The 13,156-nt window shown below is 70.3% G+C and carries 12 protein-coding genes; 8 read left to right on the top strand and 4 right to left on the bottom strand.

The window, feature by feature from the left end; genetic code table 11:
- Window positions 1–35 precede the first annotated feature (35 nt).
- From BN1701_RS00940 to BN1701_RS00925, 4 genes are all read left to right on the top strand, one after another.
- Window positions 36–626, top strand: a complete 591-nt coding sequence (locus BN1701_RS00940; RefSeq protein ID WP_231949391.1) for a hypothetical protein — start codon at window positions 36–38, stop codon at window positions 624–626.
- Between the two features lie 26 nt (window positions 627–652).
- Window positions 653–1,252, top strand: coding sequence for a hypothetical protein (locus BN1701_RS00935; RefSeq protein WP_054044555.1), 600 nt, complete (start codon window positions 653–655; stop codon window positions 1,250–1,252).
- A gap of 411 nt (window positions 1,253–1,663) precedes the next feature.
- Complete coding sequence (locus BN1701_RS00930) at window positions 1,664–1,963, top strand: hypothetical protein (protein ID WP_054044553.1); 300 nt, start codon at window positions 1,664–1,666, stop codon at window positions 1,961–1,963.
- A gap of 652 nt (window positions 1,964–2,615) precedes the next feature.
- A complete protein-coding gene (locus tag BN1701_RS00925) occupies window positions 2,616–4,289 on the top strand; it encodes an IS1182 family transposase (RefSeq protein WP_054044552.1) in 1,674 nt (557 codons plus the stop codon).
- 84 nt (window positions 4,290–4,373) lie between these two features.
- On the opposite strand, the gene BN1701_RS00920 is transcribed toward BN1701_RS00925, so the two are convergent.
- Window positions 4,374–4,586, bottom strand: coding sequence for an HTH domain-containing protein (locus BN1701_RS00920; protein ID WP_157367709.1), 213 nt, complete (start codon window positions 4,584–4,586; stop codon window positions 4,374–4,376).
- Window positions 4,587–5,047: 461 nt separating this feature from the next.
- Between BN1701_RS00920 and BN1701_RS35120 the strand changes: the two genes are divergently transcribed.
- The 4 genes from BN1701_RS35120 to BN1701_RS00900 all read left to right on the top strand — a co-directional run bounded on the left by BN1701_RS35120 (window position 5,048) and on the right by BN1701_RS00900 (window position 8,367).
- Window positions 5,048–5,389 carry a hypothetical protein gene (locus BN1701_RS35120; RefSeq protein ID WP_157367708.1) on the top strand — a complete coding sequence of 114 codons (342 nt, stop codon included), beginning with the start codon at window positions 5,048–5,050 and terminating at the stop codon, window positions 5,387–5,389.
- A gap of 402 nt (window positions 5,390–5,791) precedes the next feature.
- Window positions 5,792–6,928 carry a hypothetical protein gene (locus tag BN1701_RS00910; protein WP_231949386.1) on the top strand — a complete coding sequence of 379 codons (1,137 nt, stop codon included), beginning with the start codon at window positions 5,792–5,794 and terminating at the stop codon, window positions 6,926–6,928.
- A complete protein-coding gene (locus BN1701_RS00905; RefSeq protein ID WP_157367707.1) occupies window positions 6,925–7,848 on the top strand; it encodes a DUF4357 domain-containing protein in 924 nt (307 codons plus the stop codon). Before BN1701_RS00910 ends, BN1701_RS00905 begins: the two co-directional genes overlap by 4 nt.
- Window positions 7,849–7,947: 99 nt before the next feature.
- Window positions 7,948–8,367 carry a hypothetical protein gene (locus BN1701_RS00900; RefSeq protein WP_054055520.1) on the top strand — a complete coding sequence of 140 codons (420 nt, stop codon included), beginning with the start codon at window positions 7,948–7,950 and terminating at the stop codon, window positions 8,365–8,367.
- Here BN1701_RS00900 and BN1701_RS00895 read toward each other — a convergent pair.
- The 3 genes from BN1701_RS00895 to BN1701_RS00885 all read right to left on the bottom strand — a co-directional run bounded on the left by BN1701_RS00895 (window position 8,354) and on the right by BN1701_RS00885 (window position 13,055).
- Window positions 8,354–9,280, bottom strand: a complete 927-nt coding sequence (locus BN1701_RS00895) for a bifunctional lytic transglycosylase/C40 family peptidase (RefSeq protein WP_054055519.1) — start codon at window positions 9,278–9,280, stop codon at window positions 8,354–8,356. The genes BN1701_RS00900 and BN1701_RS00895 overlap by 14 nt on opposite strands.
- Window positions 9,281–9,338: 58 nt before the next feature.
- Window positions 9,339–10,424, bottom strand: a complete 1,086-nt coding sequence (locus BN1701_RS00890) for a replication-relaxation family protein (RefSeq protein ID WP_054044546.1) — start codon at window positions 10,422–10,424, stop codon at window positions 9,339–9,341.
- A gap of 93 nt (window positions 10,425–10,517) precedes the next feature.
- Window positions 10,518–13,055 (bottom strand): type IV secretory system conjugative DNA transfer family protein, encoded by a 2,538-nt coding sequence (locus BN1701_RS00885; RefSeq protein WP_054055518.1) that lies wholly within the window; start codon window positions 13,053–13,055, stop codon window positions 10,518–10,520.
- Window positions 13,056–13,156: the final 101 nt, after the last annotated feature.

Genomic DNA, 13,156 nt, shown 5'->3' with positions numbered 1-13,156 from the left:
CCGCGCACACCGACACCGCCGACCTGCTCGCCGGGGTGTGGCTACCCGAGCCGCCGCCCGCCACCCTGCACGCCGGGGACGTCGTGGTGCGCCCGCACACCTCGACCACCGACCCCGCCCTGACCGATGTCGAGGTCCTCGCCGCGATGCAGGGCGAGTGGCGCACCGTGGGCACACGGGAGGCGGTGGACGCGCGCTGGCCGCACGAGGTCGCCATGACGGTGCTCACGCACATGCGCTACCTCGCCGACGCCGCCCTTCAAGACGCGCAGTGGGCGACGCTGACCGGGCCGATCGCCGCCGCCATGCCCGACTGGCTCTCGCGCGGCCTCGGGCTCGCCGGCGAGCCCGCGGCCTCGGCGCCTCGCCGCGCACCCGACGGCCTCGCCGAGCTGATCGAGGCCGGACTGCTCGCCGAGGGCGAGCAGGTCGTACTCGACAGGCACACCGCCACCGTGCGAGCAGGCGGGGTTCTCCACCACGGACCGGACGAGTTCGCCGTGTCCACCGTCAACGCCCTCGCCACCCACCTCTGCGGCTACACCGCCAACGGCTGGCACCTGTGGCGACGCACACGCGACAACCGCCTGCTGGCCGACCTGCGCACCGAACTCGCCCGTCGCTGAACCGAACCACCCGGAAGGACTCCGAGATGACCAGCACGATGACCGAACGAGACGAGACCACCGGCACCAGTCCGCACCGCTACCACCACACCCGCACCGTCGAGATCGCCGGACGCACCGTCCGAGCCCACGTCGAACGCGACTTCTACATCAACCAGAGCCGCGCCGTCGCCGAGGTCCTCAACGACCAGATGACCTGGACCACCCTCGCCGCCGACGCGCCCAGCGACTGGTGGCACAACACCCCGACACCAGGACCCGACATCGACGACCCCGCCCGGTTCCTCAGCCCCGTCACCGAACGCCTCCTCCAGCGGGCCGCCACCATCCTCGCCGCCCCGCCGACCACACACACCATCTCGCCGCACCTGCACGGCGCGATCAGCGCGCTCCTGGCGACCAGCTACGGCTACGACGCCGAGCACCGCATCGACCCCGACGACATCACCTGGGCCTACACCCACGGCGGTGCGCTGCACATCATCGAACACCCCGACGGCAGCGTCACCTTCACCAAGCACCACCGCGAGGACTGCCCCTTCATCGCCAGCCGAGGGGCGCAGGACTGCGATGAGGACTGCTACTTCCCACACCCTGCCGACGTCGAACGCGAACCCGGCCGATGATCCCCACGACCGCCGACTTCTACGACGAAACCGGACGCCGTGCCCGCTGGCTCGGAGCCCTCCACGGCAACGCCGACCCCGAAACCCTGCGCGCCCTCGACTCCGGCCGACTCATGCTGGAAGCCACCGACCCGACGACATTCGCCGACGCCGTACTCGCCCTGCTCGACGTGTTCGCCGAACAGGGCCTCGGACAAAGCCACCATGCCCGCGACGGCTGGCCGTGGCCTTGGCCGGACAGCCGCAGCACCGACTGGATTCACCTCTTCGACCGAGGTCGCGCGTGGGTGATCACCGGCCGCATCCGGAGCTATGCGATGCCGCGAGTCGACCACCCGCCACGACGACCCGCCGCGACCGGGCACACCCAGCCCGGAACCACCCAGGACAGACCGAAAGGTACGACAGCACATGCCCGACCTCCTGGACCTCACCGCACCCCGGCCGCACTGCCCCGATTGCGAAGTCGCCATCGGCCAGCCACACGTCGAGGGCTGCGACGTGGCCATGTGCCTGCACACCGGGCTTCAACGCCTGAGCTGCGACCGCAACCACGACTGCGGCAAGGACACCTGGTCCGGCCGCTGTCCCGGCGAGACCGACTGCGAACGCCTCGGCTGGATGATCGGCCCCGGCCTACCCGACCTCTACCGGCTTCTCACCGAGGCGACGTGGAACCCCACCACCCAACAATGGGACATCGCCTCCTGAACGATCCGCACCACCCACCCAACCCCAACGGGGCGGCCACGCACGCCCCAACCACCAGCGACCCCCAACGGGTCGCTGGTCGGCCTTCACAGCCAACACAGACCAACGCCGCCGCACTACATCGGACCCACCACAATCACGGGACGCAGCCAGTCCGGGGCCGCCCTTGTCGAAGGGCCCTTGCCCCAAGGAGCCACCCCGGAAAGAAAAAGGGCGTGGGTTCGCCGGCCGAGGTTCCGAGCTTCCCTTGAGAGGCTATGGAAACGCGTGCTTGGATGAACAGCCGCGTGGTGCCCCCCAGGGGCTCCAAACTCGCTGCGGCGCGAACCGGTGCGTAACTCTCGGCGGAACCAGGGCGCACCTGTTTGCCTGATAGTTGCCGAACAGTCGGCCTACCCAACAGGGCATCGGCCGTCTCGGCGTCATCAACTACCAAGCAGGCCAACGATGTTCATCATCACAGCTGCCACGACAGGACCCCGATAGGATCGCCCCCGGCCGGAGTCCCTGCCCACCGTGCATGGTCGACATACAACCACGGAAACCCATACGCAGGAACGCAAACCCCCAGACGCCGTCGTGCCCCCAACGATGATCCGGACGCTGTTGGTAAATTGATCTTGGCTGTCGTGCCCTGCATGATCAACTCGTCATGTGGGGCACGACTGTGTGGAGGTACGGGGTGTTGCGTCCGGTCGGTGCGGGTGAGGTTCCGACGGAGACGGCGAAGCTGGCCGGGGTGGTGTTCCCGAAGGGCTGCCTGGCGATGCGGGTGCGAGATGTGCTCGGCCCGCTGTTCGATGATGCCGAGTTCGCCGGGTTGTTCTCCACGCGTGGACGGCCTGCGGTGTCACCTGGCCGGTTGGCGTTGGTGTCGGTGTTGCAGTTCGTCGAAGGACTGACCGATCGGCAGGCCGCCCACGCGGTGCGGGCGCGGATCGACTGGAAGTACGCGCTGGGTCTGGAGTTGACCGACGAGGGCTTCGACCACTCGGTGTTGTGTGAGTTTCGTGCTCGGCTGGTCGAGGGTGGAATGGGGCATCGGGTCCTGGACGCGGTCTTGGACACCGCTCGACAGGCGGGCTTGCTCAAGGCCGGTGGTCGGGCCCGCACCGATTCCACCCATGTGCTGGCCGCGACACGGGACGTCAACCGGTTGGAGTTCGCGGTGGAAACGCTGCGGGCAGCCCTCAACGCGGTCGCCGTCGTGGCCGGGGACTGGCTGATCGACCAGGTCGAGCCGGATTGGTTCGATCGCTACAGCGCCCGTCCGGAGGACACGAGGTTCCCGTCACGGTGGGCCGCTCGCGTCGAGCACGGCCACCAGGTCGGCGCCGACGGCATGGCGCTGTTGCGTGCCGTCGTCTCGGACTCGGCGCCGCAGTGGCTGCGTCATCTGCCCGCCGTCGACTTCCTGCGCCGGGCCTGGTGTCAGCAGTACCTGGTCGAGGACGGGATCGTGCGGTGGCGGACCTCGCAGAACTGCCCGCCGGGAGCGGTTCGGTTGACCACTCCGCACGATCCCGACGCCCGCACCGCGGTCAAACGCGACACCGCCTGGGACGGCTACAAGGTCCACATCACCGAGACCTGCGAGCCCGACGCTCCACACCTGATCACCACGGTCAGGACCACGAGCGCGGCCGAGGCCGACATGGCGCAGACCGCGGCTGTACACGAAGCACTGGCCGTCAAGGAATTGCTGCCCAAGGAACATCTGGTCGATGCCGGATACGTCGACGCCGATCACATCATCCGCGCGCGAACCGAGTACGGCGTGGATCTGGTCGGTCCCGTTCCTCGTGACACAAGTCGACACAAGAGCACCGACGGCGCGTTCGACAACACCCGCTTCCACATCGACTGGGACGCCGAGCGGGTGACCTGCCCAGGCGGCAAGAACAGCGCTCAGTGGAAACCCGCTCGCAGCACTCGTGGCACCCCGGTGGTCCGGGTCCAGTTCGCGGCCAGGGACTGTGGTCCCTGCCCGTTACGGCAGCATTGCACAACATCCCGGTACGGCCGTCAACTCACCCTGCGGCCTCGCGCCGAACACGACGTCCTCGTCCATGCCCGCCAACAACAGGACACAACGGAGTGGCGACAACGCTACAAACGTCGCGCCGGAGTGGAAGGCACCATCTCTCAAGGAGTTCTCGCCTTCGGCTTACGCCGATCCCGATATCGAGGACTGGGCAAGACCGGCCTGCAACATCTGCTGACCGCAGCCGCGATGAACCTCACCCGGATCAACGCCTGGCTCATCGGAACCCCGCACTGCCCGACACGGACATCCCACTTCGCAGCACTCCGCCTCGCTGCCTGACGACAGCGAAACGGAGATTGCCAACAGCGTCCGATGATCCGTTGGAGGCACGTGACGACATAACCGTCCGGCATAAGGGGACGACTACACCGAAGTCGCGGTCGTCGCGGCGAGGGAGTACTTCTTCGGCTTGTCACTGGTTCGCACGGCGTAGCCGCTCTCGACCAGCTTCTCCAGCGCGTTGTGTACCGCACCAGAGGATCGGTTCAACGCCTTGCCGATCGCGTTCGGACTGAACTCGCCCGAGTTGTCCCGCAGGTAGTCCTCGACCATGCCGCGCAACGCCCCCGGTGCCAACCGCTGAGACTTCTCCGACTGCTTTCCCGGCTGGTCGTCCGTGGGCTGGTCGTCGGTCGGCTCGTCGTCCGTGGGCTGGTCGTCCGTGGGCTGGTCGTCGGTCGGCTCGTCGTCCGTGGGCTGGTCGTCCGTGGGCTGGTCGTCGGTCGGCTCGTCGTCCGTGGGCTGGTCGTCGGTCGGCTCGTCGTCCGTGGGCTGGTCGTCGGTCGGCTGGTCGTCGGTCGGCTCGTCGTCCGTGGGCTGGTCGTCGGTCGGCTCGTCGTCGGTCGGCTCGTCGTCCGTGGGCTGGTCGTCGGTCGGCTCGTCGTCGGTCGGCTCGTCGTCCGTGGGCTGGTCGTCGGTCGGCTCGTCGTCGGTCGGCTCGTCGTCCGTGGGCTGGTCGTCGGTCGTCGTCGGTCGTCGTCGTCGGTCGTCGTCGTGGCTGGTCGTCGGTCGGCTCGTCGTCGGTCGGCTCGTCGTCCGTGGGCTGGTCGTCGGTCGGCTCGTCGTCGGTCGGCTGGTCGTCCGTGGGCTGGTCGTCCGTGGTGATGGACCAGCGGTCGGCGGGGCGGGAACCGCCGTCGGCGATCCCGGCGGTGCGGGTGACGAGGCTGTCCTTCTCCCAGCGGGTGAGGATTTTGGGTGCGGTCGACTTGCCGATTCCGGCGGCGGTGGACAGGGCGGTGGCGGTGCTGCCGGGGTTGTTCCGGAGTGCCTGCCACAGCTTCTCCTCGGTCTCCGTGCGCGGCTTCGCCGGGTCGGTCGCCGGAGCGGGGACGGCTCGAAGGGTGCGGTTGGTGGACATGACTACCTCGCAGTGGTGACGGTTCGGATTGGGTGGTCATGCCCCGGCCGGAGCGGGTGCGGCCCCCGGTGCGCATCCGGTGGTGTGTCGGGCCGCACGACTATGGACGCTTCCTTCGGCGCATGAAGTCAAGCGGTACATCGAAAAACCCCTTGTCTCCTGTGGACATACGTCGTGTCGTTAGTACAAACCGGTCCACTTCGCGCCTATGCCACCCACGGGCGTTGACACCTCCGCGCGCACGAAGCGTCCATACACGTCGACCCGACCACAAACCGCTGGAGCCAAAGGGGGTTGACCGAATGCGCGACCTGAACGAACTCGCCACACCCGCGCGCCGGCTGCGGCGGTACCGCGGCGCCCACAGCTCGGACTCGCGCCGTGGACGCGTTGGCGAGTCCACGGGACGCAGGGGCGCGGCGTGATCGCCGTGACGGCGCGGGACGTGCCCGAGATCCGCGCACGCATGACCGACTGGGCACGCGACCCCACGCTGGACGGCGCGGGCAACTGGTTCCGCTTCTTCCTGGGACCGAGTCCTGACGGTGCCCCCGAATCGCCGGTGTTCGACCGAGTCGACGATGTGGGAGCCACCATTGCCGCGACGCTGGCGGTCCAGCTTCCGGCGGCGGAGTTGTTCTACGTCTCCGCCGACATGACCGACCTCGCCCGCCACGCCGCCGACACGCTGACCGACTACCGGCTACACCCCGAGGACCTGCCCGCGCAGATCGGGGTCATGGTCTACGAGCACCCACCCGTGGAAGGGACGGCCGCCGCACGCCACAACGCGGTCTCGATCGTCTCGTGGGGACCGGGGCGCGGCGGCTTGTGGGTGCACACCTGGGCAACCACTTCCCCGTCACAGCAAGGAATCGTCCGTATCGGACGCACGATCGCGCAGCTCCCTCACGATGAAGTGCTGGCACGAGCAAGAACCGCCGCCGCGCGCGACCTGCCCGAACCGACGCCGGAGAACAAGCCCTCCGACAGTGACGAGACAGCTGACCAGGTCGCCGACCATGTTCTCGCCACGTTCCTGCCCAATCTCGAACGCGCCCCCGTGCCACCGTCGTTCGTCCCACCGCACGGGTACGAGTGGTGCGCGCTCACGCCAATGGAGTTCACCGAAATGGAGGGCTGGCCGGGCGGGGTGTCCGAAGCCGAGCCCTCTCGCGACACCGAGGCCAGGATTGCCATGCAGCGCACCATTCTCGCGACGTGGCTGCTGATGGGTCAGACGTTGGTGCGTTCGGAACAGATGGCCGCGCCTCGTGCTGCCCGGCGTCGGATCGAACGCCTTGACCCGGTTCTCGATCCCACCGTGCGCTACATCGACCTGCGGCGTGCCCGCACCGAGCCCTCCGATCGCCCCGACGACGACTTCGGGAAGGGCACGCGGGAGTACCGGCACCGGTGGATCGTGCGCGGGCACTGGCGCAACCAGTACTACCCCAGCCGCAACGACCACCGCCCGATCTGGATCGACCCGCACTTCGCCGGTCCGGAGGACAAGCCGCTGCTCGGCGGCGAGCGCGTGAACGTCCTGCGCCGATGACATCACTCCCACCGCTCGACCACCCCGATCTGAAGGGCACCGCCATGACCGCCGAATCCGATGCCGTTCCGCCCCACCAGCCCGCCGCTGCCGCGCCGAACATCGCCCCGCCGCCTGACGACCCCGCGACGCATCCCGCGCCGTCACAAGCCGACGAAGAGTCGGCATTGTTGCGGTGGGAAGGGCTGCCGGTCGACGCGACCGTGCTCGTGCCGTCGCTGGGCCCCACACCGATGCGCGTCCCGGACAACGCCTGGGCGATGCTCGTGCTCGCCGTGGACATCCTCGGCGAGGTCGATCCCGACACCGCCGGACAGGTCGCCTTGTTCGCCGGGACCTGGCTCGCCGACCAGCCACCCGCCGATCTCCACGACGGCGACCTCGTCATCCGCCCTCTCCCACCCGAGCAGGACCTTGGTACGCCGGGCGACAACCACGTCGCCGACCTGGAGGTGCTGCTGGCCTACCGAGGCCGGTGGATGCCCGTCGGCCGCTGGGCGGGATTGGACGAGCGCTGGCCGTGGACCGTCGCACCCACGGTCGCCGCCACGATGCGCCTCTACATCGACGCCGCCGAGACTCTCAGCCGGGACATAGTGCTGACCTCCGAACGCCCCGGATCCTCGCCGCTGCGCTGGGCGGGCACGGTCCTGAGCGACCTGATGGCGGCCCGCCTGGTGACCTACGGCGAGGAACTCGTGTGGGAACGCTGCGCAGGCGAGGTACGCCACACCGCCCGGCTGCGGATCGACGGCACCCTCCTGCTCGCCGACGGCGAGCGGGTCTTCGCCACCCCCTCAGCCGCCGCGACCGCCCTGAGCGGCAAGCACCACCACAGCTGGAACGCGTGGCGACGCACCGCCGACGGCCGCACTCTGGCCGACCTGCGCGCCGACCTCCGTACCCGGCGGGACCGGTAGCCCGCGCACCACTCGACATCACTCCGAGTCATCAACGCCGTGTCGGACCGCCCGACCGTGGTGGGCGGTCCGACGGCGCTCACTCCCGAAGGACTCGTCATGGCTGAACCTGACGTCCCGGCGGACCTGCAGGTCGTGTGGGGCGCGCGGGTCGAGATCGAACGCGGCTACCGGTTGGAGGCGATCGCCGTGGCCCTGTCCGCCGACATCGCCGAGCTACGCGAGGACGGCGGCCTTCCCGACCACATCCACACCCGCATCACCGTGCTGCCCCAGCACCGGCTGCTGGAGATCCGGGTCGAGGGCCTCGCTGTCGAGAGCGACCCGGACCGCACCACCAGCCGCGAGGTGATGAACACGCTGTTCGAGCTGGCCAGCGACCACAACATCATCACCCTCGATACCGTCTCGCCGCCGCTGTTCACCCAGCGGATCGTGCTGGTCGACCACTACGGCCAGCCCTTCGCCGCCAAGGTCGGCGCGGGCATGGGCGAACCCGAACCATTCACGCCGCGATAGAGGCAGCCGGGCGGGTCGCCCCGGCGTAGTCGTCGCCGTTGTACCGGTAGTTGTCGATCTGTACCGGTTGGCCGAAGGTCGGGGCGTTGATCATGAGTCCGCCGCCGATGTAGAGGCCGACGTGGTGGATGTTGCCGGGTGTGCCGTAGAAGACGAGGTCACCCGGCAACAGCGGCTGTCCGGCAGGGACGCGCGGGCCCGCGTCGAACTGGGTCTGGGCGGTGCGGGGCAGGTTCACTCCGGCGGCGGCGTAGGCGGCTTTGGTCAGCCCGGAGCAGTCGAAGCCCGCGTGCCCGCCGTCAGGACCGTTGCCGCCCCACACGTAGGGCAGCCCTCGTTGCCCGCAGGCGTAGTTGATCGCGGCGAGGGTGATGGCGTTGGGGGCTTGAATGGCGTTGCAGTCGCCGTTGCCGACGCTGGTCGCGGCGGTCTCGGCGTACTTGGCGGCCTGTGCGAGGACCTTGTCGACGTACCAGCCGGCGTGGTTGTAGGCGAAGATCGCCGCTCGCAGGTCGCCGCGCCGGACGCCTTCGTCGCACAGCAGGAAGGCTGCGGCGTGGATGGCGTCGTGCGGGTTGTACCGCGAGGGTGGGCTGGCGCCGCCGGGTGGGATCTGGTGTTTGGCGATGACGCCGTTGAAGGTCGGGGCGAGGAACTGCATCGGCCCGCCGGCCCCGGCGAAGTTCTCGCCCTCGGTCACGCCGGGGGCCTTCAGGCGGCCGTGGTCGGTCTCGACTTTGCCGATTGCGGCGAGCACGGTCCAGTCCAGGCCGGGGCAGTGCGGGGCCGCGGTGACGTAGAGCAGGCAGTACTCGGGCGGGATGTCGGCGATCGGTGTCGTGCAGTCGATGGTGGTGTTCGAGGAGCTGCCGAACAGCGCGTCCACCACGGCACTCACGCTCTGGCCGATCATGACGGGGATGAGCAGCAACAAGGCCGCGGCCCCGATGGCGATCTTGGCGAGCACGCTCTCACCACCTCCCCGGCCGGCCCGCCCCGCGCGACGCCCGCGGGCCGTGCGAGGTGGGCGGCATCGGCGAGGGCGGCGGCGACATCGGCTGCGGCGAGTCCACCCCCGCCGGGGCCTCCTCGGTGGGCGTGACCGGCGGCGGCACGTGCGGCCAGGCGTCGGGCAGCCCCGACAACGGTCGCCGGGACGCTCCCGCAGCGGCGGTCAGCGGCAGCCAGACCTCGTCGGCAGGGCTCGGGTGGACGGCCTCGGGATTGAGAAGTTCGGCCGCCGCGGTGGCGATCGGCACCGAGCGTCGGTCGTCAAGCTCGCGCCATGCCTTCGCGAGCAGCCGGCGGGCTGCGGCCTCGCGCCGCGAGGTCGGCAGCCACACCAGCAGCGGCGTGGTGATGCCGGTGGCTTGCGCGAGTGCGGCGTAGCCGGCCAGTTTCCCGGCGAGCTTGGTCAGCGGCTCGGTGCCGAAGTCGTATTCGAGGAACCACTCGACCTGCCGGTCTCCGTGCTGGTCGTCGTGGTGGCGCCAGCGGCCGTAGCCGTCGGGTTTGATCAGGTCACCGAAGTGGCGGGCGCAGCGGGTCTCCGACCACCACGCCGCCAGTGTGACCTGTTCGCCGGGGTGGGGGTGGCGGGCGCGGTCGACCAGTGCGGTGAACCACTCGTTGACGCCGACGGTGTGGGCCAGGCGCAGGCTGTGGGCGACGCCGAAGACCCGGTCGTGGCGGTAGCCGAGTTCCTTGAGGTCCAGGCCGTCCTCGGCGGCGAGCACGGCCGCGCCGGCGGGCGCCAGGACGTAGTGCATGGGCGCGGTGCCGAGGGTGACGAAGGGCTGGAAGCGGTCGACGACGCCCCACAGGTAGAGCTCGCGTAGCCGCATCCGTCCGGAGCGGAAGCTGGGGAAGGCGAGTGTGGTGATCTGGTGGGCGGTGAGCACGCGGTGTTCCCAGAGCATCCGGGCGATCCACTTGTCGCGCGGGGTCAGCCGCCACGCCAGCACGGCTTGGTGCTCGGCGGTGTTCGCGACACGTGGGGTGGGCCGGGTGGGCTTGTGGCCGCGCAGAGCGCGCTGGCGGGTGGGGTTGGTGATCATGGTGGGCACCTCCGGGTGGGCAGGGCGAAACCGCCCCGGCGCGCAGTGCGTCGGGGCGTGATGGGCGGGTGGACGAGCGGAAGAGGGGGAAGGTCAGCCGTTGCGGCGGGGGTCGGCGCTACGCGGGCGCGCGACGGGCTCGTTCCGGTTCACGGGTAGGGCCGGGCCCGACGAGCCGCGAGGGGGCCGGGTGCCGGTGGTTGCGGGCCCGCCGGTGGCGGCCTCGGTCGCGCGAGTCCGTGCCGCGCGGCGCGCCACGCTGCGGATCTCCCGCGCCCGGCCGGGGACGGCGGGCGGGAGGGGCTGGGTGAGCATCGTGAACGGCTGGGCTTCCTCGCCGTTGAGCACCAAGCGCACAGCGGCGTGATAAACGCCTAGATGGGCGAGGTCGTGATCGGACAACCGCGGCGCGGTATGCCGGGACAACTCGCGCGAGTCCTCCGGGCTCGCGTTGAAGAAGATCTTCGAACGAGCGTTGGTCGACATGCCCTCCCGCAGTTCACGCGGGAGTTGGCCGAGGTGCTGGTGGGCCAGGGTCATCGCGACCCGGAAACCACGAGCCTCGGCGAGCATGTCCTCGATCGGGTAGGGCAGGTTGAGGAAGTTGTGACACTCGTCGATCACCATCGAGGCGTCCCGGCGTTGGCGTTGCGGGATGCGGGCCCGGCCCGTGGTGGCCTGCCACGTGCGGGCGACCACCAGCGACCCGACCAGCCGCGTGGTCTCCTCGCCCAGCGAGCCCTTTGGGATACGCACCAGACAGATGCCGCCGTTGAGGACCTGGCTCATGTCCACTGTGGAGTGACCGCCCGCGATCGCGTCGCGGACGAACGGCCGCAACAGGAAAGCGCGCAGTTTGTTCATCAGCGGGCTGATGACCTGGGAGCGGGAGGAGTCGGTGAGTTCCTCGTACCAGGCCCAGAATCCGCGCAGCACGGGGTCGGTGATTCCGGCGGTGACCCGGCTGCGGAACGCCTCGTCGGCCAGCAGCTTGGGCAGGTCGGCCAGGGTGGCGACGCCTTCCTGGGCGCGCAGGGTGAGGCAGGCGGCGCGCATCACGTCGTCGGTACGCGGTCCCCAGAACGCCGAGTACACCCGGCGGAAGACGCTGACGAGGTTGTCCACGGTCAGGTCGGTCTCGCCGCCGTCCAGGGGGTTGAGGCACGGTGGGCGGGACTTGCTGTCGGCGTCGAAGATCACGACTCGATCGGCAGCCGAGCGTGGCAGGCGGGACAGGACGTCGGTGACGAGGTCGCCCTTGGGGTCGATGAGCACGATCCCTCGGCCGGCCTCGGCGTCGGCGAGGATCATGTTGCCGAGCAGCGTGCTCTTGCCGGAGCCGGTCGCTCCGATGACGTGCAGGTGGTGGCGGGCGTCGGGTACGCGCAGGGCGACGGGGCGCTGGTGGCCGGTGTCGGTGACCCCGATCGGCTTGGCCTCCGGCCCCGGTGTGGCGATGCCCGGTGGGGGTGCGATGGCGCGGGCTCCGGCGCGTTGGATGCCGGGGATAGTCTCGTCGGTGGGCAGGTGCGCGATCGCGGCCAATTCGGGCACCGACAGCAGGTCTCCGCGCCCCAGGCGACGGGAGTCGATGACGCGGCCGGGGTGGCGGACGCGGTGTCGGGTGTAGTGGTTGTGCTCGGTGTAGGAGGCGAACGACGCCGCCAGGGCGTGGGCCCGTCCGCGGGCGACTTCCCGCGCCCGGCGGACCTCGCCCTCGTCGGTGTCGGTGGGCAGCAGGGTCGCCACGGCGTAGCGGATGACCGTCTCGAACTGGCTGCCGCGTTGTTTGCCGACGATCGCGCGGTTCTGTGCCGCGTATTCCAGCGAGGTCTGAGGGTCGCTGTGCAAGGCCCCGGTCGTCGTCCGCGCCGCGGCGGAGCGTCGTGAGCGGCTGCCCGTGCCGGGGGTGATCGCGTCGAGCAGGTGGCCGACCAGGCGGGTGGAGCCGCCGGTGTGGACTCGTCGGGCGGCGCGGCGGGCCCGTTGGACGCGGCGGCCGGTGACCGGGCGGGCCAGCACCTGTACGCAGGCGTACTCCTCACGTCCGAGCCCGACCGGCGCGCCGATCAGCGCGCGGATCGGGTCGGCGTCGAAATCGCTGCGGACCGGCAGCGCCTCAGGGCGGGCCAGCCGCAGCTCGCCGCCGACCACTAACCGCCGCTGCCCCTCGCCCGGTGTGGGCAGGGGCGGCTCGGCCGGGCCGACGCGGGTGTGCGCGCCGGGCCAGGCCGCCTCCACGGCGCGTTCGACCAGGCCGGGCGGGATGACACCGGGCACCCACAGCCGGATCGCGACCCCGGCCTCAGAGAACACGTACTCGCACGCCACGTGGGGCTGGCCGGTGAACGCGCGGCGCCACCCAGGGCGCAGCAGGCCGACGAGGTTGGACCACAGCGCAGCCCCGCCCGCGGGATCCACCTGGGGTGGGGCGAGCACGGTGACCTGGCGGGCGTCGGCCAGCAGCAGCTCGTGGCAGCGGCGGGCCCACCACCGCCGGCCGAGCACGATCCCGATGGCGAGCACCGCGAGGACCGGCGCCGCGATCGGGCCCCAATCCAGGGCGAAGTCCCGCAGCCGGGCCAGCAGCGTGAGCAGCGCGCCACCAGGGTCGCGCAGGTAGTCCTCCATCCACCCGGCGACGGCATGGGCCGTCGAGTGCGTGGGCGCGACGGTGAAAAGTTGTTCCGGTGGCTGGTCGAGGGCAGGCGGTACCCAGGGCAGTGTTCGGG

It is taken from the genome of Alloactinosynnema sp. L-07 (assembly GCF_900070365.1).
Taxonomy (GTDB): Bacteria; Actinomycetota; Actinomycetes; order Mycobacteriales; family Pseudonocardiaceae; genus Actinokineospora.
The sequence above is the reverse complement of the archived record's forward strand: the minus strand, read 5'-3'. Positions and strand labels throughout refer to the sequence as shown.